At 71.8% G+C, this 24,629-nt stretch carries 23 protein-coding genes; 9 read left to right on the forward strand and 14 right to left on the reverse strand.

Features of this window, described 5'->3' with window-relative positions:
• Nucleotides 1–26 precede the first annotated feature (26 nt).
• The 7 genes from RLT58_RS12940 to RLT58_RS12970 all read right to left on the reverse strand — a co-directional run bounded on the left by RLT58_RS12940 (nt 27) and on the right by RLT58_RS12970 (nt 6,319).
• A complete protein-coding gene (locus RLT58_RS12940) occupies nt 27–965 on the reverse strand; it encodes a type II secretion system F family protein (RefSeq protein WP_311310549.1) in 939 nt (312 codons plus the stop codon).
• Between the two features lie 67 nt (nt 966–1,032).
• A complete protein-coding gene (locus RLT58_RS12945; RefSeq protein WP_311310550.1) occupies nt 1,033–2,373 on the reverse strand; it encodes a TadA family conjugal transfer-associated ATPase in 1,341 nt (446 codons plus the stop codon).
• 36 nt (nt 2,374–2,409) lie between these two features.
• Entirely contained in the window at nt 2,410–2,787 is a 378-nt protein-coding gene (locus tag RLT58_RS12950; protein WP_311310551.1) for a TadE/TadG family type IV pilus assembly protein, read from the reverse strand.
• Nucleotides 2,778–3,233 (reverse strand): TadE family protein, encoded by a 456-nt coding sequence (locus tag RLT58_RS12955; RefSeq protein WP_311310552.1) that lies wholly within the window; start codon nt 3,231–3,233, stop codon nt 2,778–2,780. Before RLT58_RS12955 ends, RLT58_RS12950 begins: the two co-directional genes overlap by 10 nt.
• A gap of 86 nt (nt 3,234–3,319) precedes the next feature.
• A complete protein-coding gene (locus RLT58_RS12960) occupies nt 3,320–4,567 on the reverse strand; it encodes a CpaE/TadZ family protein (protein ID WP_311310553.1) in 1,248 nt (415 codons plus the stop codon).
• Nucleotides 4,568–4,574: 7 nt separating this feature from the next.
• Complete coding sequence (gene cpaB, locus RLT58_RS12965) at nt 4,575–5,288, reverse strand: Flp pilus assembly protein CpaB (protein ID WP_311310554.1); 714 nt, start codon at nt 5,286–5,288, stop codon at nt 4,575–4,577.
• Between the two features lie 194 nt (nt 5,289–5,482).
• Nucleotides 5,483–6,319: a hypothetical protein gene (locus RLT58_RS12970; RefSeq protein WP_311310555.1), complete on the reverse strand. Its 837-nt coding sequence runs from the start codon at nt 6,317–6,319 to the stop codon at nt 5,483–5,485.
• A 615-nt stretch (nt 6,320–6,934) separates the two neighbouring features.
• On the opposite strand from RLT58_RS12970, the gene RLT58_RS12975 reads away from it, so the two are divergent.
• Complete coding sequence (locus tag RLT58_RS12975; RefSeq protein WP_311310556.1) at nt 6,935–8,665, forward strand: chitinase; 1,731 nt, start codon at nt 6,935–6,937, stop codon at nt 8,663–8,665.
• Between the two features lie 198 nt (nt 8,666–8,863).
• Entirely contained in the window at nt 8,864–11,062 is a 2,199-nt protein-coding gene (locus RLT58_RS12980) for a serine/threonine-protein kinase (protein ID WP_311310557.1), read from the forward strand.
• A 42-nt stretch (nt 11,063–11,104) separates the two neighbouring features.
• On the opposite strand, the gene RLT58_RS12985 is transcribed toward RLT58_RS12980, so the two are convergent.
• From RLT58_RS12985 to RLT58_RS13000, 4 genes are all read right to left on the reverse strand, one after another.
• A complete protein-coding gene (locus RLT58_RS12985) occupies nt 11,105–12,580 on the reverse strand; it encodes a GntP family permease (protein ID WP_311310558.1) in 1,476 nt (491 codons plus the stop codon).
• Between the two features lie 127 nt (nt 12,581–12,707).
• Nucleotides 12,708–13,118, reverse strand: a complete 411-nt coding sequence (locus RLT58_RS12990; RefSeq protein WP_311310559.1) for a RidA family protein — start codon at nt 13,116–13,118, stop codon at nt 12,708–12,710.
• Between the two features lie 6 nt (nt 13,119–13,124).
• Nucleotides 13,125–13,883 carry an IclR family transcriptional regulator gene (locus tag RLT58_RS12995; RefSeq protein ID WP_311310560.1) on the reverse strand — a complete coding sequence of 253 codons (759 nt, stop codon included), beginning with the start codon at nt 13,881–13,883 and terminating at the stop codon, nt 13,125–13,127.
• Complete coding sequence (locus RLT58_RS13000; protein ID WP_311310561.1) at nt 13,880–14,962, reverse strand: sugar kinase; 1,083 nt, start codon at nt 14,960–14,962, stop codon at nt 13,880–13,882. Before RLT58_RS13000 ends, RLT58_RS12995 begins: the two co-directional genes overlap by 4 nt.
• Before the next feature lie 166 nt (nt 14,963–15,128).
• On the opposite strand from RLT58_RS13000, the gene RLT58_RS13005 reads away from it, so the two are divergent.
• Genes RLT58_RS13005 through RLT58_RS13015 form a run of 3 tightly spaced genes read left to right on the forward strand, consistent with a single transcriptional unit; the run spans nt 15,129 to nt 18,984 of the window.
• Nucleotides 15,129–16,436 carry an alanine racemase gene (locus tag RLT58_RS13005; protein ID WP_311310562.1) on the forward strand — a complete coding sequence of 436 codons (1,308 nt, stop codon included), beginning with the start codon at nt 15,129–15,131 and terminating at the stop codon, nt 16,434–16,436.
• Between the two features lie 33 nt (nt 16,437–16,469).
• Nucleotides 16,470–18,104: an N-acyl-D-amino-acid deacylase family protein gene (locus RLT58_RS13010; RefSeq protein ID WP_311310563.1), complete on the forward strand. Its 1,635-nt coding sequence runs from the start codon at nt 16,470–16,472 to the stop codon at nt 18,102–18,104.
• 34 nt (nt 18,105–18,138) lie between these two features.
• Nucleotides 18,139–18,984, forward strand: coding sequence for a DUF1206 domain-containing protein (locus RLT58_RS13015; RefSeq protein ID WP_311310564.1), 846 nt, complete (start codon nt 18,139–18,141; stop codon nt 18,982–18,984).
• 66 nt (nt 18,985–19,050) lie between these two features.
• Here RLT58_RS13015 and RLT58_RS13020 read toward each other — a convergent pair whose 3' ends face one another.
• Both RLT58_RS13020 and RLT58_RS13025 read right to left on the reverse strand, forming a co-directional pair.
• The gene (locus RLT58_RS13020) at nt 19,051–19,962 is read right to left on the reverse strand and encodes a S1 family peptidase (RefSeq protein WP_311310565.1); all 912 of its coding nucleotides are present in this window, start codon (nt 19,960–19,962) and stop codon (nt 19,051–19,053) included.
• A gap of 84 nt (nt 19,963–20,046) precedes the next feature.
• Nucleotides 20,047–20,940 carry a DUF3626 domain-containing protein gene (locus RLT58_RS13025; protein ID WP_311310566.1) on the reverse strand — a complete coding sequence of 298 codons (894 nt, stop codon included), beginning with the start codon at nt 20,938–20,940 and terminating at the stop codon, nt 20,047–20,049.
• A gap of 95 nt (nt 20,941–21,035) precedes the next feature.
• On the opposite strand from RLT58_RS13025, the gene RLT58_RS13030 reads away from it, so the two are divergent.
• A complete protein-coding gene (locus RLT58_RS13030; RefSeq protein ID WP_311310567.1) occupies nt 21,036–21,254 on the forward strand; it encodes a DUF4287 domain-containing protein in 219 nt (72 codons plus the stop codon).
• Between the two features lie 58 nt (nt 21,255–21,312).
• Here RLT58_RS13030 and RLT58_RS13035 read toward each other — a convergent pair whose 3' ends face one another.
• Complete coding sequence (locus RLT58_RS13035) at nt 21,313–21,645, reverse strand: hypothetical protein (protein WP_311310568.1); 333 nt, start codon at nt 21,643–21,645, stop codon at nt 21,313–21,315.
• 105 nt (nt 21,646–21,750) lie between these two features.
• Between RLT58_RS13035 and RLT58_RS13040 the strand changes: the two genes are divergently transcribed.
• From RLT58_RS13040 to RLT58_RS13050, 3 genes are all read left to right on the forward strand, one after another.
• Entirely contained in the window at nt 21,751–22,587 is an 837-nt protein-coding gene (locus RLT58_RS13040) for an arylamine N-acetyltransferase family protein (protein ID WP_311310569.1), read from the forward strand.
• 223 nt (nt 22,588–22,810) lie between these two features.
• On the forward strand, nt 22,811–24,022 hold the full coding sequence (locus tag RLT58_RS13045) for a pyridoxal phosphate-dependent aminotransferase (protein ID WP_311310570.1): 1,212 nt from the start codon (nt 22,811–22,813) through the stop codon (nt 24,020–24,022).
• 80 nt (nt 24,023–24,102) lie between these two features.
• A complete protein-coding gene (locus tag RLT58_RS13050) occupies nt 24,103–24,504 on the forward strand; it encodes an SCO4983 family protein (protein WP_311310571.1) in 402 nt (133 codons plus the stop codon).
• Nucleotides 24,505–24,629 lie beyond the last annotated feature (125 nt).

A 24,629-nucleotide genomic window follows, 5' to 3' on the forward strand; every position in this document is an offset into this window, starting at 1 on the left:
CTCCTTTCTCGGGATTCTTCGGGCCGTCAGATACGGACGCGGGTGAGGCGGTTGATGAGGAAGAAGCCGAGGCCGTAGAGGCCGGCGGCGATGACCACGGCGATCCGGCCGGGGGTGGCGGCCGTCATGTCGTCCAGGGCGCCGGCGCGCATGCCGTTGATGATGAGCAGGAAGCCGAGGCCGAGGATCGGGACGGCGACGGCGGTCACCTTCACCTGGGACAGCAGGGTGGTGACCTCGCGCCGGGTCTCCTTGCGCTCCTCCAGCGTGCCCGTGAGGTTGCGCAGCGAGGAGACGATCGTGCCGCCCGCCCGGTTGGAGAGGATGAGGGTGGAGACCAGGACGGTCAGTTCGCGCGAGGGCAGCCGCTCCACGAGTTCGTTCAGCGCGTCGTCCAGGGAGTGCCCGACGGCCAGCCGGTCGGCCACCCGGCGCAGCTCCTCCTGGGCCGGGTCGTCGAGCTCCTCGACCGCCATGCTGATCGCGGTGCGCAGGGCCAGACCGGCCTGCGTGGCGTTGGCGAGGACACGGGTCAGCTCGGGCAGCTGGTTGATGAACGCCTCGGTGCGTTTGGCGCGCTGCCAGTTCAGGAAGGCGTTGCCGCCCCACAGGCCGATGAGGGCGGCGAGGAAGCCGAAGAACGGGGCGAAGATCGAGCCCACCACGAAGTAGAGGGCGAGCAGGGCCGCCACGACGTACACGAAGTACTCGCCGGGGGTGAGGTCGAGTCCGGTCACCGCGATCTTGCGCTCGAGGCGCCTGCCCAGCCGGGTCCGGCGCAGCCGCCGGTCGACGCCGCGGAAGCGCCGGTTGCGGCCCCCGATGGTGAGCTGCCCGGTCTGGGACATCCGGTCGGCGAGGATCTGCCGCTGCGCCCTGCCCGAGGAGAAGGTGTGCAGGCCGAGGACGGCGAACAGACCGGCGAGCAGGGTCACACCGACTGTCAGGAGCGGGAGATTATGCATGTCGGGGAGGCCTTCTGGGTGAGCGGCGGGCTGGGGACCGTGCGGGGGCTCGGGGACGCCCCCGGGCTCAGGCGGTGGATTTGCGCACGATCAGCTGCTCCTCCGTGCGGGCGACGCCGAAGGCCGCCGGGATGGCCTCGCTCATCATGTGGAACCGTTCGGCGATCCGGCGGGGTACGGGGTAGTACTCGAACTTCCCGTGCACCCGCCCGTCGGCGGCTATCGGCTCGGCGGCGAATCGGCAGACGGAGACGATGCGGTAGTCCTCGCGGCCGTGCGAGTCGACGACGGCGATCTCGGTGATCCGGCGCGATCCGTCGGCGTGCCGGGTGAGCTGCACGATCACATCGACGGCGCTGTTGATCTGGTCGTGGATCGCGACGAACGGGATCTCGACCTCGGACATGGAGCTCAGGGTCTGCAGTCGCATCAGCGCGTCCTCGGCGCTGTTGGCGTGGACGGTGGCCAGCGAGCCGTCGTGACCGGTGGACATCGCCTGGAGCATGTCCAGGGTCTCGCCGCCTCGGACCTCACCGACGATGATGCGGTCGGGGCGCATACGCAGGGAGTTGCGGACGAGGTCGCGGATGCTGATCTGGCCCTTGCCCTCCACGTTGGAGGGGCGGCTCTCCAGCGTGATCACATGGGCCTGCTGGAGCTGGAGTTCGGCGGAGTCCTCGATGGTGACGATGCGCTCGCCGCCCGGGATCAGTCCGGACAGCGCGTTGAGGAGGGTGGTCTTCCCGGTGCCGGTGGCGCCGGAGACGATCACGTTGAACTTGGCGCGGACCAGGCCGGCGAGCAGGACCAGCATGTGTTCGTCCAGCGAGCCGAGGCCGATCATCTCCTGGAGCGTGAAGGCCCGGGGGAACCGCCGGATGGTGAGGATCGGGCCGCTGAGCGAGAGCGGCGGGATGATCACGTTGACACGCTCGCCCGACGGGAGGCGGGCGTCGACCATCGGGTTCGCCTCGTCCACCCGGCGGTTGACGGTGGAGACGATGCGCTCGATGGTCTGCATCAGCTGTTCGTTGGACGAGAACCGCATGGGCAGCAGCTCCAGCCGGCCGCCGCGCTCCACATAGACCTGTTCGGGGCCGTTGACCATGATCTCGCTGATGGAGGCGTCCTCCAGGAGCGGTTCGAGGATGCCGAGTCCGAGGGCCTCGTCGACGACGCGCCGGATGAGCTGCGAACGCTCCACGGGGGAGAGCACCGGGCCCTCGCGGCTGATGATGTGGCCCAGGACGCGTTCGAGCCGCGCCCTGCGCTCGGCCGCCGCGAGGGCGGACATCTCCGCGAGGTCGATCTCCTCCAGGAGCTTGGCGCGGTAGACCCCGACCAGCCGACTCTCCTCGCTCATCCCGCTCGTCGGCTCGGGACTGGTGATGCGCGCCCGCAGGCTCATGTGCTCAACTCCTTCGAGTGGTACGGCGGTTCCGGGTCAGTCGCTCGGCATGGTGGCGCTCTTCTCGACCGGCCCGAAACGGAACATCGGCAGCAGGCTGGGGATCTTCACCTTCACCTTCACGGTCACCGAGTCGTAGCCGGACCTGGAGTCGACGGTCGCCCCGTCGGCCAGCCAGCCGCTCATGGACTCGCGGGCGACCTCGCCCGCGCGGTGGTCCTGGTTCCCGTCCGAGGCGACCCGGGCCGCCGCACGCGCCGCCGTGCCCGCCTGCTGGGCGGCGTAGACCGCTATGCCCAGCTGGACCACGGCCAGTGCGACGACGAGGAGGAGGGTGAGCACCCCCACGTACTCGATGACGGTCTGGCCGTCCTGGCGCCGGGCGGTCCGCCGCCGCGGGTGCGTCACCACCATGAGGTCCGCCCCTCGTTCTTGGCCTTGGCCTCGCCCGTCGCGTGCCACGGCAGGTTGAACGCCCCCGGGAACAGGAGCGGCACATCGATCCTGACCTTGACGGTGACCATCTCGCTGAACCGGTCGCCGCAGCGTTCGACGCGGGTCTTCCAGGCGCCGGGCACGTCCTCGCGGACGGCCTGCTCGCAGGCCAGGCGCTGGCTGACGCCGGCGACCGCCGCCGCCCTGACCGCCTTGTCCGCGGCGTTCCCGGCGAGGATGTACGTGTAGCAGACCATCCCGGCCTGCCAGAGCAGCGCCAGGGTGATCAGGATCAGCGGCAGGGTGCCGACGAACTCGATCGCCGTCTGGCCCCGGTCGCGGCGCCCTCCGGCGCGGCGCGGCCGGGCCGCGCTATCCGTCCCTGACGGTGGCCGGTCCGCTCGGTGCGCTCGTAGAAGGTTCATGACTCAACGCTCCCCCTCGGCTCTCTCAGCTCTCTCGGCTTCACTCGCGTCGTTCGCCGCCGCCCTGCCCGCCGCACCGGTGCCGGTCATTTCGACCGTCCCCGACGGCCGCCGACGGAGCCGCGGTCTCCCTTGAACCTGCCCTGCTTGGTGGTGACTTCCGCGCTCTTCACCAGACCGAGATCTCCGGCGAGGCCCCAGAGGGCCTGCTTCACCGTGGACTTGGCCTCCAGGTCCTGCAGGCGGCCGGCGTCCACCACCGCCTGCAGCTCCTTGAAGTTGGCCGGGATCGCGATCCGCGCCACCTTGGTGGACGTGATCCGCTCGATCAGCGGCGGCTGGATCTCCGTGTTGCGGATGAAGCGGTTGACGACCGTGACGGTCTCCTCGGCCTTGCGGACCTGGAGCCGGTCCCAGAGCCTGACCATGCGCTTGGCCGCGCGGACGGTGATCACGTCCGGGGTGGTGATCAGCAGCGTCCGGTCGGCCATCTCGATGGCCGCGGCGTTGGCCGCGTTCATGTGCGTACCGCAGTCGATGACGACGATCTCGAAGCGGTGCCGCAGGGCGCTGATGGTCTGGCGCACGACCCGCTCGCTGACGTCCTCGCCGCGCTCCCCCTCGCCCGGGGCGAGCAGCAGGGCGAGGCCGGACTCGTGGTTGTACAGGGCGTCCTGGAGGACGCGCGGCGAGATGTCCTGGATGGTGGAGAGGTCCACGATCGACCGGCGGAACTGTACGTCGAGGTAGGAGGCAACGTCCCCCGACTGGAGGTCGAGGTCGGCGAGCGCGACGGTGTGACCGGATGCCGCGGCCGCGAGGGCCAGCTGCACGGCGGTGACGGTGGTGCCGACACCGCCCTTCGCCCCGCTGACCGTGACCACGGTGCCGCCGGGGCCGGTGAAGACCTCGGGACCCGCCCCGAGGTGGCGGCGGACCCCGACGGACCAGCCGGCGGCGGCCTGGACGCGCTGGGCCAGTTCCTCGTACGAGAGGGGCAGGCCGACCAGGCCGCGGGCTCCGGAGTCCATGGCCGCCGAGTAGAGCCCCGGGCCCGTGTCCGCGGTGACGAGCACGACCCCGACCGCAGGGAAGCGCAGGGCCACCTCCCGGATCAGCTCAAGGGCCGGTACCGGGCCGATCCTCTCGTGCACCAGCACGACCTCGGGCAGCTCGTCCAGCGACTCGGCGGCGAGCCGGGCCAGGGTGTCGAGCAGTGAGGTCGAGTCGCCCAGGGGCCCGGCGGGCTCCGCGTCGGGGAGCTGGCTGAGCAGGGTGGTGATGGATCGGGCGGCGTCCGCGTCACCGACCGCCGGGAGGATTCGAGTGCTCATCCGGTCCTCACTTGTTCTTGTCTTCGTCGAGGCTGTAGCTGCCCTCGCCCGGACGGAGCGTGGTCGGGCTGTCGTCGGGCAGCAGGGCGAGGCGGACGTGCTCGGCGAAGGACTCAGCGTAGGCGACCCGCTGGGCGTCGGTGGTGTTCAGGGCGAAGGTGATCGGCACCGCCTCGGTGGGTCCTGTGGCGTTGCCGTCCCTCTTCGGCTCCAGGGAGGTCAGCTGACCGACGTCGATGACCTTGGCGTTCGGCACGATCACGCGCGAGGTGGGCTTGTCCTTGTCCGTCTGCCCCGCGAACGTCGCGTAGATGTTGACCAGGTTGCCCGGCCTGATCTTGCCGGCGACGCCGGTCGCCGCGTCGATCATGATGGCTATCTCCTGCTGCCCGTTCTCCAGCCGGGGCCGCGTGACGAACATGTCGTCCTGGAGCAGCGAGCCCTTGTGGAGTTCGGTGACCGCGATCTTGCCGTTGAGGACCGAGAGGTCGGTGACCGCGTTCTTGGAGAGCCAGCGCTTGGGCATCGTGACCTTCTCGAACTGCCCCGGATCCAGGGCCCCGTAGGGCGCGATATCCGATTTGACCTGATAGGCGGCCACTTCCGGGCCGACCTTCGAGTTCACATCACTGATCACCGAGAGCACGCCGGCGAAGGCCGCGAAGGCGCAGAGGACGGAGAGGAGGAGAAGGATGACGCCTCGGCGTTGCCGTGAATTCATGAGGGGAGCAACCTCGTTGGGTGATGTGGGCCGACGAGCGGACAGAGAGGCGGAGCGGGGACGGGCTGTCGCTGATCACGGTGAGCTGCGGGCCCGCACGGGGCGGGCCGGCACGTCGCGCTGTCCGCCGGGCTGTGGGTGCAGCCGTGGAGCGCCGCGGCCGTGGTGCTCCACGGCCTCCGGCGCACGGGTCCTCATGGACTGAGGACAGCGGAACCGTGAGTTAGGTTCTCCGGCGGTTTCAGCGGGGCGTTGCACAGGCCGCAGCGGTCGCCGATGAGTTCGTTTCCGCACCAGGTACAGACCTCTCTGCGAACCGAAGAAACCAATTGATAAATCAGCGAAATATCAGGCAGGAAGGCGGCAAATTCGATCAGTTTCGAAGTACCCCACCAACCGGCCGAATAAGCGGGCAGCGCGACCTCGTGTACCGCCTGCACCTGCCAGGCGGGGGCGACGGTCTCCGTCACCCAGTCCGACTGCAGCTGCCCCTTCGCCACCAGCAGGTGGGTGCCGAACTCGGGTCCGGTCAGCTCGCCCGTACCGATCTTGACCAGCTGCGGCTCCGGGTTGGCCAGCACCCCGAACTGGGAGCCGGGGACCCATGACTTGGCGTGGGCCTTGAGGGTGACCGGCACCCGGTCGAGCTTGGTCACCGAGTTGAGCAGGGCCCCGGAGTGGATGTAGTGGGAGAGCAGCCTGGCCGCGGAGGCGACCACCCCGGCGCTGAAGTCGCAGATGGACAACTGGCGCAGCTGGCGGACCAGTACGGCCACTCCCAGCGGGGGCAGATCCACCTTGAGCAAGGCGATGCGGTCGCTCTCGAGCATGGAGCGGATGGTGTGCAGCCGCCGCTCGTGCGCGCCCGCGATGCTCGACGGATAGACGGCGATGACATAGCCGTGCTGCTCCAGGAGCAGTTGCATGTCGCCGAGCGCCTGCTCCAGCGGCTGGTCACCGGGGGCGTGCAGCAGTACGGCCGTGGGCGTCTGCTGATCCGTGGGCGGCAGCACGAGGTCAGCACTGGTCACTGCTATGGCTGTCGGCACGCTGTTCCCCGTTCGGCTCCGGCCGCCGCGTACCGCCGGCCGCAATCGCTCCTGCCAAGTGGTTTCACTCGGACGCTCCCGCCTCAGCACTTTATCCACGTCGTACAAGGCAGAGAACACCCTCAAGGGCCCAGTAGAACAGGGTTCATGTACCCACCACACGGCGTTCGCCAGACAAACTGCCACAAGTGAACGGTCGTTAGTTTCCGTAGTATTCGCACATCCGCCCGGACCCACCACGGGAATTCATGATCCTCTTTGCGAGAGCGCACGCCGGGAGGGCGGAATCACCCCCTCCGCCGGGCGCCGCCGCACCCGACGGGCCCAACGGCGGCTCTGGGCCCGGATTAGGGCCCCCGGGCCCAGAGCCGCCGGCACGGGCCCCCGGGGCACACCCGTCGGCGGCTCGATGCCCCTGGTCAGGGGGCCCGTCGGGACCGGACATCGCCAGAGGTCTTGACAACTTGATTGGTCTGGACCAGTTTTAGCGCCCAGCGGTGGCCACCGTTCCCCGATTCCACACCCCCGACATCCCCGTGTCGTCCCCCCTTCACGACTCCCCTTCACGACTCCCCCGACTCCCCCCGGAGGCAGCAAGTGGAACGTTCCCCCGCATCCCGCCGCAGAAGACGCCACACCCGCCCCGTCCTGGGCTCCGCCATGGCCGTCGTGGCCGCCGGCGCGCTGACCGTCACCGGCCTCGTCAGCAGCGCCGAGGCCGCGGACGTCAACGTCGCCAAGAACGCCGGCTTCGAGTCCGGCCTCGCCAACTGGACCTGTTCCGCCGGTTCAGGCGCCACCGTCTCCTCCCCCGTGCACGGCGGCACCTCGGCCCTCAAGGCCACCCCGGCCGGCCAGGACAACGCCCAGTGCACGCAGACCGTCGCGGTGAAGCCCAACTCCACGTACGCGCTCAGCTCCTGGGTGCAGGGCGGCTACGCCTACCTGGGCGCCACCGGCACCGGCACCACCGACGTCTCCACCTGGACCCCGGGCTCCAGCAGCTGGTCCCAGCTCACCACCAGCTTCAAGACCGGGCCCAACACCACCTCGGTCACGGTGTACACGCACGGCTGGTACGGCCAGGCCGCCTACTTCGTCGACGACGTCTCGGTCACCGGCCCCGACGGCGGCGGCGGGACCGACCCCGGTCCGGCCATCCCCGCGGCCCCGGCCGGACTCGCGGTCGGCGCGACCACGTCCTCGTCCGTCGCCCTGTCCTGGAACGCGGTGTCCGGCGCGACCGGCTACACCGTCTACAAGGACGGCGTAAAGGCCACCACCTCCACCGGTACCTCGGCGACGGTCACCGGGCTCTCCGCCGACACGGCCTACCAGTTCGCCGTGAGCGCCACCAACGCGGCCGGCGAGTCGGTCAAGTCCGCCGCGGTCAGCGGCCGTACGGCCACCTCCGGCACCGGCAACCCCAACCCCGGCACCTCCGTGCCCAAGCACGCGGTCACCGGCTACTGGCAGAACTTCAACAACGGCGCGACCGTGCAGAAGCTCAGCGACGTGCCCGCGAACTACGACATCATCGCGGTCTCCTTCGCCGACGCCACGGCCACGCCCGGCGCCGTCACCTTCAACCTGGACTCGGCGGGCCTCAACGGCTACACCGTCGACCAGTTCAAGGCCGACATCAAGGCGAAGCAGGCGGCCGGCAAGAACGTCATCATCTCGGTCGGCGGTGAGAAGGGGTCCGTCTCGGTCAACAGCGACGCCTCCGCCACCAACTTCGCCAACTCGGTCTACTCGCTCATCCAGGAGTACGGCTTCAACGGCGTCGACATCGACCTGGAGAACGGCCTCAACTCCACGTACATGACGAAGGCGCTGCGCTCGCTGTCGCAGAAGGCGGGCTCCGGCCTCGTCATCACGATGGCCCCGCAGACCATCGACATGCAGTCCACATCGGGCGAGTACTTCAAGACGGCGCTCGGTATCAAGGACATCCTGACCGTCGTCAACATGCAGTACTACAACAGCGGTTCGATGCTGGGCTGCGACGGCAAGGTCTACTCGCAGGGCTCGGTGGACTTCCTCACCGCGCTGGCCTGCATCCAGCTGGAGGGCGGCCTCGACCCGTCGCAGGTCGGCCTCGGTGTCCCCGCCTCCACCAGTGGCGCGGGCAGCGGCTATGTCGCCCCCTCGGTCGTGAACGCGGCGCTGGACTGCCTGGCCAAGGGCACCGGCTGCGGCTCCTTCAAGCCGTCGAAGACCTACCCGGGTCTGCGCGGCGCGATGACCTGGTCGACCAACTGGGACGCCAAGTCGGGCAACGCCTGGTCCAACGCGGTCGGCCCGCACGTCCACGGCCTGCCGTAACCCCGCACCGGCAACCATGACCAGCAGCGCCGCCGCTCCCCCGGCGGCGCTGCTGCGTGTTGCGGACCGGACCCGCGGGCAGCCCTCCCGTACCGCTGTGCAACGGAGTTGTCCCGGAGTTCCCGCGTTCCATGGCTGTGCCGGCAGGCGCATGGCACGGTAAGGGGGCGCGTGTGCGGGTGCGACGGGGGGAGCGACATGGCAGCGGGCGGGGCACGGGTCGAGGCGCTGGGCGGGGACGATCCCGCGACGCTCGGACCGTACCGGCTGATCGGGCGGCTGGCCTCCGGCGGCATGGGGCGGATCTATCTGGCCGGGGACCCGGGCGGCCGGGGGCTCGTCGCCGTGAAGACGCTGCTGGCCGAGGGGCTGCTCAGCGAGACCGACCGGCGGCGCTTCGCCCGCGAGGTGTCGCTCGCGCAACGGGTGGACAGCGCGTTCACGGCGCGGGTACGGGACTCCGACCCGGACGCCGAGCGGCCCTGGATGGCCATCGACTACATCGCCGCGCCGCCCTTGTCCGAACTGGTGCGCAGCTGCGGGGTGCTGCCCGCATCGGCCGTACGGTGGATCGCGGCCGGCACCGCGCAGGCGCTGGTCACGCTGCACGGGGTGGGCATCGTGCACCGCGATGTGAAACCGCAGAACGTGCTGCTGCCGCTGGACGGCCCACGGGTGATCGACTTCGGCATCTCGCACGCCAGCGACCTCACCCTGACCGGGCTCACCCTCGGCACGATCGCCTTCACCTCGCCCGAGCAGGCACGGGGCCAGGAGTCGACGGCCGCTTCGGACGTGTATTCGCTGGGTGCCACGCTGTTCCTGCTCGCGACCGGGCGGCCGCCCTACGGCGCGGACGGCGACACGCTGCGGCTGCTGGCCCGGGTGCAGCGGGGCGAGCTCGACCTGACCGGGCTGCCGAAGGAGCTCGTCGCGACCGTTCGGCCGTGCCTCGCCCTTGATCCGGACGACCGGCCCGAGCCCGCCACGCTGCTCGCCCGGTTCCGCGAGGAGCAGGCGGGCCTGCCGACGACGTCGAGCGGCACACGCTGGCTGCCGCCGCGCTGGACGGCGCTGATCGGCGCGTACGCCACCCAGGGGCTGGAGCTGGCGAGCGGCCGCGCGACGGACCCGTCAGCCCCGACCGTCACACAGCGCACCCGGATGGTCCCGGCGCCGCCTCCGACGCTGGTCTACCCGCCCGAGCGCGAGGCCCGGGCCGCCCGTGACCGCGCCCGCCGTGAGCGCGCCCGGCAGGATCTCGCGGTGCTCGCGGAGCTGGCGCAGCGGCAGCGGGCCGAGCAGGCCGAACGCGAAGAGGCCGAGCGCGCCCAGCAGGAGCGGGCCGAGCAGGCCGAGCGGGAGCGCCGGGAGCGGGCCGAACAGGCCGGGCGGGAGCGCCGCGAGCGCGCCGCACGTGCGGAGCAGGCCGAGCGGGAGCGTCAGGAGCGGGCCCGGGCGGATGCCGCACGCCGGGAGGAGACCCGTCTGGCGGCCGAGCGTGCCGAGCGGGAGCGGGCGGCACGGCAGCGTGCCGAGCGGGCGGCCCGGGCCCGTACGCCCTCACCCGCCCCGGCGCCCGCACCGCGGCCCGTCCCCGCCGCCCCGCGTCCGGCGGCCGTGCGGTCGGGTTCGTCGGGGCTGGGCTGGCTGCTCGTGGTGGCCGCCGTGATCGGCCTGCTGGTCTGGCAGCCCTGGGAGACGGCGGGGAGCGGACGCGGCGGGAGGGCGGGGTCCGGCAGCACCGCGTCCAGCTCCGTCACCTCCGGCAGCGGGCTCGACACCCATACGGACGACGACGGCAGTGACACCGGCACCGGCACCGGCGGCTCCGGGAGCACGACGGACGACAGCGACGACGATCCGACGCCCACCCCCACGCCGACCCCCACGCCCACTCCGGACGCCGGCGACCGGGCGTTCGCGGCGGTGCGCGCCGGTGACTGCCTCGACGTGTACAGCGACGGCTTCGGCGGCATGAGCGCCGACCGGCCGGTGCGGGTCGACTGCGGTGCCTCGAACGCGTACATGCACGTCAACCAGGTCAGCACCGCCGCCGGGGCCTCCGGCTCCTGCGACACCGGGGCGGGCTACACCTGGTGGAGCCGGACGGGCGACGACGGTGTCGAGCGGACGCTGTGCCTGGACCGGGTCTACCGGGTGGGCCAGTGCTTCCCGGCCCAGGTCCAGGGAACCACCGGCGCGGACCTGGCGGTGGTGCTGCGCTGCGACGCGACGAAGGTGCCCCGGGCCGGTCAGTCGGTCCTGCGGATCACCGGCTTCTACCGGGCGCCCACGGCGGGGCAGAGCTGGACCTGCCCCGCCGGGAACGGCCAGCGGTTCTGGTACTGGCCGGTGAACAAGGGCCGGAGCATCATCTGCGCATCGGCGGCCTGAGTGCCCCGGCCCGCCCCCACCAGGGGAGTTCGAAGACCGGCCCTAGATCACCAGGCTGAGCAGCGCGGCGACCGCGAAGCCGGCGACCGACAGGACCGTCTCCAGGACGGTCCAGGACTTCAGGGTGTCGCGCTCGGAGATGCCGAAGTACTTCGACACCATCCAGAAGCCGCCGTCGTTGACGTGCGAGGCGATGATCGAGCCCGCCGAGATCGCCATGATGATCAGCGCCAGGTGCGGCTGCGAGAAGTCCTGGTTCTCCACGAGCGGGACGACGATGCCGGCGGTGGTGACGATGGCGACCGTCGCCGAGCCCTGGGCGATGCGCAGCACCGCCGAGATCAGCCAGGCGAGCAGGATGACCGGCAGGCCCACGTCGTTGAAGGTGTCGGCGAGCGCGTCCGCGATGCCGCTGCTCTTGAGTACGGCGCCGAAGATGCCGCCGGCACCGACGACGAGCAGGATGTTGCCGACCGGCTTGAGCGACGAGGTGGACACCGACTCCAGGGACTTGCGGGACCAGCCGCGCCGCAGCCCGAGCAGGTAGTAGGCGAGCAGCAGGGCGATCGTCAGGGCGACGAAGGGGTTGCCGAAGAACTCGATGACCGAGCGGAGCGTCGAGGGGTCCAGCGCGATGGAGGAGAACGTGGCGGCGAGGATCAGCACCAGCGGGGTGCCGATGATCGCCAGCACGGTGGAGAGGGCGACCGGCGCCTCGTGCGGGGTGACTCCGGCGGCGCGCTGTTCGGCGACGACGGCGGCCTTCGCCTCCTCGGCGGCCTCGACCATGTCCTGCGGGACCTCGACGAAGATCCGCTTGCCGATCCAGGCGGCGTAGCCCCAGGCGGCCAGGACGGACGGGATGCCGACGAGGGCGCCCATCAGGATGACCCAGCCGAGCGAGACGTGGAAGAGACCGGCGGCGGCGACCGGGCCGGGGTGCGGCGGCAGGAAGGCGTGGGTCATGGACAGACCCGCCAGCAGCGGCATGGAGTACAGCAGGATCGATTTGCCGGACCGCTTGGCGGCGGCGTACACGATCGGCGCGAGGACGAAGATGCCGACGTCGAAGAAGACCGGGATACCGAAGATCAGACCGGTCAGGCCCATCGCGAGGGGGGCGCGCTTCTCACCGAAGAGGTTCAGCAGACGGGCGCTCAGTACCTCGGCCCCGCCGGAGACTTCGAGGATCGCGCCGAGCATCGTGCCGAGGCCGATGATGATCGCGACATGGCCGAGGATGCCGCCCATGCCGGATTCGATGACGGAGACGGCGGCGGACTTCTGGACGGTGCCGAAGAGTTCGGTGACGGAGAGTCCGGCACCCAGGCCGACGGCTATGGAGACGGCGAGCAGCGCGACGAACGGCTGGAGCCGGGCCTTGATGATCAGGAAGAGGAGGAGCGCGATCCCGAGGACGGCGACGGTCAGCAGACCGGCCGTCCCGTCCATCAGGAGGAGGAGTCCACCGGTGTGGGGCGGCGTCTCGGCCGGTGGGGGGCTGGCGGCGAGCTGCATGGGTAACTCCGTTGTTCGTCCATGGTGCTGGGTTCTGGGTAGGGGGGAGCGCGGCACGGCGCGTGAGCGGTGCGCGCCGTGCCGTGCGGGGTGGTGCGGTGGAGCGGGTGCGGCAAGGGGATCAGGCTCAGCCCAGGACCGCGAGGGCGTCGATCTCGATGAGCAGGCCCTTGGGCAGGCCGACGTAGACCGTCGTGCGGGCGGCGGGGGCCTCCTTGAGGTCCTGCTCGCCGAAGTAGGTGTTGTAGATCTCGTTCATCTCGGCGAAGTGGTCCACGTCCGTGAGGTAGACGCGCATCATCATCACGTCGTCCCAGCTCGCGCCGCCCTCCTCCAGGATCGCCTTCACGTTGGCGAAGGTCTGGAGGGTCTGCTCGCGCAGGGTCGGGCCGGCCGGGGTGGGGGCCTGTCCCTCGACGGCGGGCAGGAAGCCGACCTGGCCGGCGACCTGGAGGATGTTCCCCTTCCGCACCCCGTGCGAGAACTTCGCGGGCGGGGTGGTGTGGGTGCTCGGGGTGAGGGCGGTCTTGTCGGTCATCGCTGATCAGACTTTCTTGGGTCGGTTGGTGCCGGAGTACTCCCGGCTGATGGTGTCGGCGGTGCGACGGACCAGGGGGAGCAGGGTGAGGAGCTCCTCGGCCGTGACGACCACGTTCGGTGCGGAGACCGACATGGCGGCGACGACGCGCCCGTCGGCGCCGCGAATGGGCGCGCCGACGCAGTTGATGGACTCCTCGTGGCCACCGAGGTCGGTGGCCCAGCCCTGTTCGCGTACGGCGGCGAGTTCCTTGAGGAAGGCGCCGGCGCCGGGGGTCGAACGGGACGTGTACATGGGGTAGTCGAGCTTCTCGGCGATGGCCCGCCGCTCGGCCTCGCCGAGGTCGGCGAGCAGGAGTTTGGCGACGGCGGCGACGGTGATCGCGACGGGCTTGCCGATGCGGGAGTACATCCGGACCGGGTAGCGGCTCTCCACCTTGTCGATGTAGAGCACCTCGTTCTCCTCGTACACGGCGAGGTGCACGGTGTGCCCGCAGTTCTCGTTGAGTTCGACGAGGTGGGGGTGGGCGATCTCGCGTACGTCGAGGTTCTCGACGGCCTCCTGGGCGAGCGCGAACAGGCGCGCGCCGAGGCGGTAGCGCTGGTCCTGCTGGCGGTAGACGAGGCCGTGCTCGTGGAGGGTACGGAGCAGGCGCAGGGCCGTGGACTTGTGGACGCCGAGCCGCTCGGCGACCTGTCCGAGGTCGGCGGGTCCCTGGGCGAGCAGCGGCAGGATGCTCAGCGCCCGGTCGACGGTCTGACTCATTGCGTACGTACCTCCTGGTCGTCCCCCGTCCACCCGGGGCCGAGACGCAGTCTCCCCCAGGCGGCGTCGTCGAGTGCCACGAGGCGGTCGGCCCGGTCGCGGGCGGGCGGTTCGGTGAGGTCACCGGGGACGGTGAGGACGGCGGCCGCCATCAGATGCCCGTGCCGGGCCCGGTCGCGCACGGGCAGCCCGCGCAGCGTGGCGGAGAGAAACCCGGCGGCGAACGCGTCCCCGGCCCCGACGGGGGCGACGACGTCGACGTGGAGGGCGGGGACGTGGGTGACGGGCCGGTCCTCGGCCCCTGCGGTGCCTGGGGCGCCGGGCGCGGGACGGAGCCCCGCGAAGACGGTCGCGCCCTCCGCGCCCCGCTTCACCACCACCACCGCCGGCTCCGGCAACGCCTCGCGGATCGCCTCGGCCCCGGCCACACCCCACGCCTCCTCCGCCTCGTCCTCGCCGACGAAGACGAGGTCGCAGCGGCGGGCCAGGTCCAGCAGGACGGCGGGCGACGCGTCGGCGTCGCGCCACAGCCCCGGCCGATGGTTGACGTCGAAGGAGACCAGCGGCCGCCCCGCGCGCGGCGCGGTCAGCTCGTGCAGCAGGGCCAGGCAGTCGGCGGAGAGCGCGGCCGTGATCCCGGACAGATGCAGGATGCGCCCGGCCGGCAGCTCCGCGTACGGCAGGTTGACCGGGGACATCGCGGACGCGGCCGACCCGGCCCGGTAGTACGCGACCTCGTGGACGTCGGTGGCGCGGTCCGTCGCCGTGCGGAAGTAGATGCCGGTGGGCCGGGCGGGGTCCCGCTGCACGGCGGAGGTGTCCACGCCGTACCCCGCGACCGTGTCGACGAGGTGGTCGCCGAAGCCGTCCGCCCCGACCCGGCTCACCCAGGCCGTCCTGTGCCCGGCCGCGGCGAGGGCGCAGGCCACATTGGACTCGGCGCCGCCGATCCCCCGGCCGAAGGACGGTACGTCGGCGAGGCGCCCGGGCCGTGAGGGCAGGAACGTCACCATGGACTCACCGAGACACACCACATCAGCGGTCGCGTCGGCGTCGGTCCTGGCCGGGGTTCCGGACACTCGGGCTCCTCGTGGTCGGGCGGGCGGCGCCGGTTCTCACCATTGACCGGGCGTCGGCTCGGATGTTAGACAGCGTTGAGCGATATACGCAATGGGTGTTGCATATGTTGCAATCACATCGCAGAAGCCCACGCGGACGACCCGCTTCGATCGAGGAGGCACCCCCATGGCCGACGAACGCCCCGTCGCCGGACTCGCCGGACTGGCCGGACTCGCCGACGAGCGGGTCGACCACCGCTTCAAGGCGCTCCCGCCCGACGCGGCGGGCCTGACCGTCGGCGCGCTGGCCGCCGAGCGGCGCAACCTCTTCACCGGCGGGTTCACCACCCCGGTGCTCGCGCTGTCCGCCGAGTCCGTCGCGCACAACCTCGCCCTGCTGGAGACGTACGCCGAGCGCCACGGCCTCGCGTTCGCCCCGCACGGCAAGACGTCGATGTCCCCGCAGCTCTTCGACCGCCAGCTGGCGCACGGCGCCTGGGGCATCACGGCGGCCGTGCCCCACCAGGCGCGGGTCTACCGGGCGTTCGGCGTCCCGCGGATCTTCCTCGCCAACGAACTGGTCGACGCCGCCGCGCTGCGCTGGCTCGCGGGCGAGCTCGACGCGGACCCGGACTTCGCCTTCGTCTGTTACGTCGACTCCGTGCGCGGGGCGGAGCTGATGGACGAGGCCCTGCGCGCGGCGGGCGCCTCCCGCCCGGTCGACGTCGTCGTGGAGCTGGGCGCGGGCGAGGGCGCCCGCACCGGCGCCCGCACCGAGGCGGACTGCGCCGGGGTCGCCGACGCGGTGGCCGCCGCCCCGTCCCTGCGCCTGGTGGGCGTGGCGGGGTACGAGGGCGAGGTGCCGGACGCGTCCGGCGAGCGGGTGCGGGAGTGGCTGCGCCGGCTCGTCGCGCTGGCCGCCGCCTTCGACGCCGAGGGCCGGTTCGCCGCGCTGGGCGAGGGCGAGCGGATCGTCGTGAGCGCGGGCGGCAGCGCGTGGTTCGACGCGGTGGCGGACGTGTTCGCGGACGTCCCCGCGCTCTCCCGCCCCGTACTCAAGCTGCTGCGCTCGGGGGCGTACGTCTCGCACGACGACGGCCACTACCGCCACCTCACCCCCTTCAACCGGGTCCCCGAGGAGGGCGCGCTCCAGCCGGCGTTCCGGCTCTGGGCCCAGGTCGTGTCGCGCCCGTCCGCCGAGCAGGCGTTCCTGAACGCGGGCAAGCGGGACGCCGCCCACGACCTCGATCTGCCGGAGGCCCAGGTCGTGCGGTCCGGCCGGGACGGCTCGGTGCGGCCGGCCGCAGGGATCACGGTCACCGGTCTGTCCGACCAGCACGCGTGGGTGCGCACCGACGCGGATGCCGCGCTGGAGGTCGGGGACTGGGTGGGGATGGGGCTCTCCCACCCGTGCACCAGCTTCGACAAGTGGCAGCTGATCCCGCTGGTGGAGGCGGACGGCACCGTCACGGACTACATCCGCACCTTCTTCTGAGCCCCCGGGGCCCCTCCCTCGAAAGGCACCCCCATGGATCTGGTCATCCGCGACGCCCGAGTCGTCGACGGCACCGCCACTCCCTCGTACCGCGCCGACGTGGCCGTCACCGGCGGCCGTGTCGCGGAGATCCACCGCGAGGGCGCCCCGGGCCCCCGTCCCACCGGCGGCCGCACCCTGGACGCCGACGGGCTCGCCCTCTGCCCCGGCTTCATCGACATGCACGCCCACAGCGATCTCGCCCTGCTGCGCGACCCCGACCACAGCGCGAAGGCGGCCCAGGGCGTCACCCTCGAAGTCCTCGGCCAGGACGGGCTGTCGTACGCACCCGTCGACGACCGCACACTCGCCGAGGTCCGCCGTTCGATCAGCGGCTGGAACGGTGACGGCAGCGACATCGACTTCGACTGGCGCACCGTCGGCGAGTACCTCGACCGCCTCGACCGCAACTTCGGCGGCCAGGGCATCGCGGTCAACGCCGCCTATCTGATCCCGCAGGGCACCGTGCGGATGTACGCGGTCGGCTGGGACGACCGGCCCGCCACCCCCGCCGAGCTGGCCCGGATGGAACAGCTCGTGGCACGGTCCATGGCGGAGGGCGCCGTCGGCATGTCCTCGGGCCTGACCTACACCCCCGGGATGTACGCGGACGACGCCGAACTCACCGCCCTGTGCCGGGTGGTGGCCGCGCACGGCGGCTACTACTGCCCGCACCACCGCTCGTACGGCGCGGGCGCCCTGGAGGCGTACGAGGAGATGGTGCGGCTCACCCGCAGCGCCGGCTGCCCCCTCCATCTCGCCCACGCCACCATGAACTTCGGGGTCAACGAGGGCCGCGCCCCCGAACTGCTCTCCCTCCTCGACGGCGCACTCGACGCGGGCGCCGACATCTCCCTCGACACCTACCCGTACACCCCCGGCTGCACCACCCTGGTCGCCATGCTGCCCAGCTGGGCGAGCGAGGGCGGGCCCGCGTCGGTCCTGGCGCGGCTGGCCGACGACGCCACGGCGGCGCGGATCCGCCACGACCTGGAGGTGGTGGGCTCGGACGGCTGCCACGGGGTGCCGATCGAGTGGGAGACCATCGAGATCTCCGGCGTCGGCGAGCCCGCGCTGGCCGGCCATGTCGGCCGCACGGTGGCCGAGTCGGCGCGGCTGCGCGGCGAGGAGCCCTGGCGGACCGCGCGCCGGCTGCTGCTGGACGACCGGCTCGGGACGACGATCCTCCAGCATGTGGGCCACGAGGAGAACGTCCGGCAGATCATGCGCCACCGCGTGCACACCGGCGGCAGCGACGGCATCCTCCAGGGCGACAAACCGCACCCGCGCGCCTACGGCACCTTCCCGCACTATCTCGGCCGCTACGCGCGGGAGTTGGGCATCCTCTCGCTGGAGGAGTGCGTCGCCCACCTCACCGCGCGCCCGGCGGCCCGGCTGCGGCTCGCCGACCGGGGGCTCGTGCGCGAGGGCTACCGCGCCGACCTGGTGCTCTTCGACCCGGAGACGGTCGCGGCGGGCTCGACGTTCGACGCGCCGCGCACCCTGCCCGCGGGCATCCCGCATGTGCTCATCGACGGCCGCTTCGTCATCGAGGACGGGAAGCGCACCCAGGTGCTCGCGGGCCGGTCGGTACGGTCCGGCGCGGCGTCCGCCGCCGGGGCGGCGTAGTTTCCCGGCCCCGGGCGGGGGCACCCGGCTGAGCATGAATATCTCTGCGACAGCACGGAGAAGCCACGGCAAGGCACGGCAGGCGGGCAACAGCTCGGCGGTCGAGGCAGGGGGCCGCGCGGGCTTCGTCGCCCGTGGGGTGATCTACGTCCTGGTCGGCGTCCTCGCGCTGCGCATCGCCTTCGGCGACAGCGGGGGCGGCAAGCAGGCCGACCGGGGCGGCGCGCTCGCGGAGATCGCGCAGAAGCCCTTCGGCCACGTCCTGCTGTGGGTGATCGGTGTCGCCCTGGTGGGCATGGCCCTGTGGCGGCTGTCCGAGGCGGCGTTCGGGGCGGCGGGGCCGGACGGCGACAAGGCGACCAAGCGGCTCGCCTCGGCCGGACGCGCCGTCTTCTACGGCTTCGTGTCGTACTCGGTCCTGATGTTCGCCGCCGGTGACCGGGGCAGTGGCAGCGGCTCCGGCGACGCCCGCTCGCAGGACGTCACGGCCCGGGTGCTCGACATGACGGGCGGCCGCTGGATCGTGGGCGCGGCCGGGGCCGTCATCGCCGGCGCGGGCCTGTGGATAGCGGGCCGGGCCGCTCTGCGGAAGTTCCACAAGCATCTGCGGATGGGCGAGATGTCGCCCGCCCAGCGGCGGGGCGTGGACATCACCGGGGTCTTCGGCGGTGTCTCCCGCGGGCTCGTCTTCGCGGTCGCGGGCGGCTTCGCGGTGTCGGCCGCGGTGAAGGCCCGCTCCGGCGAGGCCAAGGGCATGGACGACACCCTGCGGTCCTTCAGCGCGACCCCGGCCGGCCCGTGGCTGCTGGCCCTGATCGCCGTGGGGCTGATGGCGTTCGGCGTGTTCTCCTGGGCGAACGCCCGGTGGCGCAAGATCTGAGCATCCGGGCCCGTGGGCGGGACGGCGTGCGGGCGGGGCGGCAGGACCGCCCCGCCCGCACGTGCGTCACGGCTTGGGCAGCGCGCATCCCTCACGGTCGAGGTCGAACACGTTGCCCGCGCCGATGCACGGCACGATCCCGTAGGTCTCCTGGGCGTAGTTGATGCCCTGGTGGACCGTCACCTGGCCGTTCTCGTCGACCTCGCACGGGTTGTTGTCCGTGCACTGCTGGCCGTCCTCGTTGCCGGTGTTGTTGACGGCGACGACCTTGCCGGTGGCGTTGTCGATGACCGGCGAGCCGGAGGTGCCGCCGATGGTCTGGCAGGCCGAGGTGTAGCGGACCGAGTCCTTCCAGGTCCACTCCCCCTCCTTGAGGCGGTGGACGAACCCGTCGACGTTGCAGCTGTAGGTGCGCTTCCAGTAGCCGGACGCCACGGTGATCGCGGTGCCCTGCACGGGGTGCGCGGTGTTGAGCTCCAGCGCCTTGATGCCGTAGTTGCTCTCGATCTGCGCGTACGTGGAGGTGAGCTGGTACACCGAGATGTCGGTGTCCGTCATCGTCCCGTACGCGACCTTGCTCGCCCGGACGGTGCCGATGCTGCTGCCCGAGGCGTTGAGCAGGGTGAAGCTGCGCGTGGACGGCTTGTTGAACACGACCTCGCCCGGGCCCGGGAAGCCGGACTCCAGGCAGTGCCCGTTGGACAGCACCAGGGCGGGGTCGCCCGGCTGGGAGTCGGGCGTCCGGACGACGGATCCGGAACAGTTGCTGAGCGCCACCGTCCCGGCGAAGCCGATGGCCTTGGGCCGTACCTTGACCGCGGTCCCGGCACCGGCCGCACCCAGGGTGTGGCCGGATGACGCCGATGCCTTGACCGTGCCGGGCGACGCCGTGTCGCGGCTTGTGGCCGCGTGGGCGGGGGCGGAGACGGCTCCGAGGAGCAGCACCGCGAAGAGCGCACCGGCGAGAGGCTTTTTCATGTGGGGGTCCCCTCTTGTGACCTGCACAGAGCGCGTGGGGGCTCTGCGACCGAAGTTCCTTCGGTTTGACATGCGCATGTTGGCCTATGTGGAGGGGGCGCACAAGGGGCGGTTTCCGGCCGGGGTACGCGGACGGGGCGCGGGCGGCGCGCCGAAGCGGGCCAGGCAGTGCCAGACGCGCTTGAGCGACTGGAGGTCGTGGCGGCCGGTGCGGGCGGCGTCCCCGATGATCCTGGGATCGAGGACCCCGTCCTCGGCGATCGCGGCTCCGAGCGCGACGAACTCCTCGCCCCGGTAGTCGCCGTGCCGGCGCAACTCCTCGACGTCCAGGCGGAATCCGCCGTGCCATTCGGTACGGAAGGGCAGCGCGCGGGCCGCCCGCTCCACCTCGGTGCCCCGGTAGCACGGGTCCAGGACCAGGGCCTCGACGTGCCGGTCCAGCAGGACCGGGCCATGGATCTGGGCCTCGATGTAGTCGTCCAGCGCGTCCCGGTCGTCGGCCTCGGCCAGCTCGATCAGCCGCATCGCGGACGCCACACCGAAGTCCTCCGGCTCGGCGGCGCTGTCCGGATAGCAGAAGGTGGCGCGCGGCAGGGTGTCACCGGTCAGCCGGAGGTGCGCCGAGCCGAACCGGGGGGCCGCGCCGACGCCGGACCGGCGGAAGTCCAGCGCCCCGTACACCGGCCGCTCCTCGGCCGGGGCCTCGTCGTAGGCACCGTCGAAGATCCGGCTCTCCCAGCGCCACCGGTCCCCGCCGGGGTGCGCCGTGAGGCCGCCGTTGCTGGTGCCCGTCACGAACTGCGAGCGGTAGACGCCGTCCTGCGCCAGGGCGGCCAGGATCGCCAGGCCTCCGCTCTCGCGGTCGGGATGGAGGTTCAGCGTCAGCCGCAGCGCCGGGTCGAGGGGCCCGCCCGACGAGAGGGAGGCGACATGGCGCAGGGCGCGTTCGCCGGTGTCGTGCCAGATCTTCCGGTCCATGTCCGGACCCTACGGCGGGGGTTCACGGCCCGTCACGCGAGTTCCGGGCGGCCGTCGCACGGGCCGTTGTCAGACCCTCCTGGCAGGCTTTCCCCATGACCGATGCAGTGAAGGGCCCCGCAAGCTATTTCCCGTCGATCGAGCGGAAGTACGGCCGCCCGATCGCCGAGTGGAAGGAACTCGTCCGCGCCTCGCCGCTGACCGGGCACATGGAGCTCGTCGGCTGGCTCAAGTCCGAGCACGCGATGGGACACGGCCATGCCAACGCCCTGGTGGCCCACACCCTCGCGCAGGACAAGGCCGCCACCGCGTAGCGGGCCGTACGGGTGCCGGGCCGGCGCATCCGCGAGGGGACGGCCCGGTACCCCGCCGCTACCCGGCATCCACCGACGCCGCCGCGTCCCGCGACAGCTGCACCGCCTGCAGCAGGCTCAGCCCCGGCTCGGCCGTGCGCAGCGCCTTGACCGCCGTCACGGAGTCGAGAGGGCCGCGGTGTCCGCCGGCCCTGATCCGGCGCGCCGCCCAGCGTCCGCGCAGCTCCGCGTCCGGCACACCGGCCTCGGCGAGGGCCAGGGCGAGGGCGCGCTCCAGACCGGGGCGCTCCTCGTCGTTCGCGTGCTCCAGCGCCTGCCGGAGCGCGGCGGTGATGCCCTCCGCGTCGCGGATGACGATCACGGCCATGTCCTTCTTCCCGTTTCCGATCATGTCCGCAGCGTCCCCCGCAGCACCCCGGCTCTCACCCGGATTGAGCTACTTCAGAGCTTCCCGCCCTCGCGGCACCCGCCGCCCGGCCCTGATTACTGTCGTGGCATGACTCGCGAAGCCGCCCACGCACTCGACCTCGACGCCTATCTCGCCCGGATCGGCTGGAGCGGGGAGCGCCGGCCCACCGCGGCCGTGCTGCGCTCCGTGCACCGCGCGCACGCCCTCGGCATCCCGTTCGAGAACGTGGACCCCGTCCTCGGCACCGTGCCCTCGCTCGCGCTGTCCGATCTGGAGGCCAAGCTCGTCCGGGGCGGGCGCGGCGGCTACTGCTACGAGCACAACTCCCTGTTCGCCGCCGCGCTGCGGGCGCTCGGTTTCGAGGTCACCCTGCTCTGCGCCCGGGTCCAGCTGGGTGCGGGCCCCGATGACATCCGGCCCCGCACCCACATGCTGATGCTGGTCCGGGCGGCGGGCGAGCCGGACCCGTATCTCGCCGATGTCGGCTTCGGCGCGGCCGGCTCGCTGCTGGAGCCGATCGCGCTGGTCGCGGGCGCGGAGCTGCACGACGCCCCGCGCCGTCACCGGCTCGTCCAGCCGCCGCACGACGGGCCGCTGGAGCTGTGGCAGTTGCAGACCCGGACGGACGAGGGGCAGTGGCAGGCGCAGTACGCGTTCACGGTGGAGCCGTTCGAGGCGCCCGACTTCGAGGTCATCAACTGGCACATCGCGACCAACCCGCGCTCCCCCTTCGCGCACCGGCTGTATGTCCAGCGCACCACCGGGGACGCCCATCTGGCACTCGCGGGCCGCACACTCACGGTGACGCCGCACGACGGCGGCGCCCGGGAGGAACGGGAGCTGGCGGACGGCGCCGAGGTGGAAAACGTCCTGGCCGGCCTCTTCACGATCAGGCTCCCGGAGGGCGCCCGCCTGCCGGGGTGAGCCGCCCGGCCCCCTCCGTGGCGCATCTCACCCGCCCCGGTCCGTCACATCCCCACTCCACCCCATTCCAAGCCGCGCCCCTCCCGCGACCGGCGTTCCGACGGTGCGGGGAGGCGGGCACGGGGCGAATGGAAGCCCGGGCGGAGGGGAGGGTGAACCCGGGCGGGTCAACCTGCGGCGAAAGCCCGGGCGGCCCGTGAAACACAGTCGTAAGCTCGCAGACATGCAGGTCATCCAGTCCACGAAGCTCGCCAACGTCTGTTACGAAATCCGCGGCCCCGTGCTCGAGGAGGCGATGCGGCTGGAAGCGGCCGGTCATCGCATCCTCAAGCTGAACACCGGCAACCCCGCCGCGTTCGGTTTCGAGTGCCCGCCGGAGATCCTCGAGGACATCCTGCGCAATCTGTCCGGGGCGCATGGTTACGGCGACGCGAAGGGGCTGCTGTCCGCGCGGCGTGCGGTGATGCAGCACTACCAGACCAAGGGCATCGACCTCGACGTCGAGGACATCTACCTGGGCAACGGCGTCTCCGAGCTGATCCAGATGTCGATGCAGGCCCTGCTGGACGACGGCGACGAGGTGCTCGTACCCGCACCGGACTATCCGCTGTGGACCGCCTCGGTGGCGCTGGCCGGCGGCACGGCCGTGCACTACCGGTGCGACGAGCAGTCCGACTGGATGCCCGACCTCGCCGACATCGAGCGGAAGATCACCGACCGCACCAAGGCACTGGTGATCATCAACCCGAACAACCCCACGGGCGCGGTGTACGACGAGGAGATGCTGCGCGGACTGACGGAGATCGCCCGCCGCCACAACCTGATCGTCTGCTCCGACGAGATCTACGACCGGATCCTGTACGACGGAGCGACCCACACCCCGACCGCGACGATCGCCCCCGATCTGATGGTGCTCACCTTCAACGGGCTCTCCAAGAACTACCGGGTGGCCGGCTACCGCTCGGGCTGGATGGCCGTCTGCGGCCCGAAGGCGCACGCCTCCTCGTACATCGAGGGGCTGACGATCCTGGCCAATATGCGGCTGTGCGCCAACATGCCCTCGCAGCACGCCGTCGCCACCGCGCTCGGCGGCCGGCAGTCGATCAACGACCTGGTGCTGCCGGGCGGCCGGATCCTGGAGCAGCGGGACGCGGCGTACGACCTGCTGACGCAGATCCCGGGCGTGACCTGCGTGAAGCCGAAGGGGGCGCTGTACCTCTTCCCCCGGCTCGACCCCAAGGTGTACAAGATCAAGGACGACCGGCAGATGGTGCTCGACCTGCTGCGGGCCGAGAAGATCATGGTGGTGCAGGGGACGGGGTTCAACTGGCCCGAGCCCGATCACTTCCGGGTCGTCACGCTGCCCACCACCGAGGATCTGACGGACGCGATCGGCCGGATCGCCCACTTCCTGGACGGCTACGGCCAGGTCTGAAGACGCCACATCTCGATCGCGGACAACTTTAGACTGAATCCAAGCTAGGATGGTCCCAAGCACCCCGCAGGAGGCCATCCATGTACGAGCCGATCCGCACCAAATCGGTCCACACACCGGCCGACCACGCCGAGGACTTCCCGCACCGCACCCGCGAGGAAGAGCTGGACATCCAGCTCGCCGGACACCTGGCCGCACTGCTCGCGGTCACCGACGAGCTGGGCCTCGGTGAGGCCGGCGACCGCATCGCCGAGCAGGTCGCCCGGTTGCGCGGCGCCCCGCCCGCCCGGCACGCCGGTCTGAGCGACGCACCCGCACCCGCCCTGCACCGCCGCGCCCACGCCCTCGCGGGCCGGGCCCTGGTGGTGGCGGCGTCCCGCGCCGACACGGCGGTCGCGATCCTCTCCGCCGAGCGTATGGACGCCCACACCGCGGCCCTCTCGGCAGCCGACACCCCGTCGCGCCTGGTCGGCGCCCACTGACGGCCCCGGTCCACGGGCCGTCGAGGCGCGTGGACCGGGCGCCACCCATGCCCGCCCCCGGGCTACGGGGGCCGCCGCGACACACACGCAGCGCCGGCCCATGGGTCCTGGACCCATGGGCCGGC

This window comes from Streptomyces sp. ITFR-16 (assembly GCF_031844705.1).
Classification (GTDB): Bacteria; Actinomycetota; Actinomycetes; order Streptomycetales; family Streptomycetaceae; genus Streptomyces.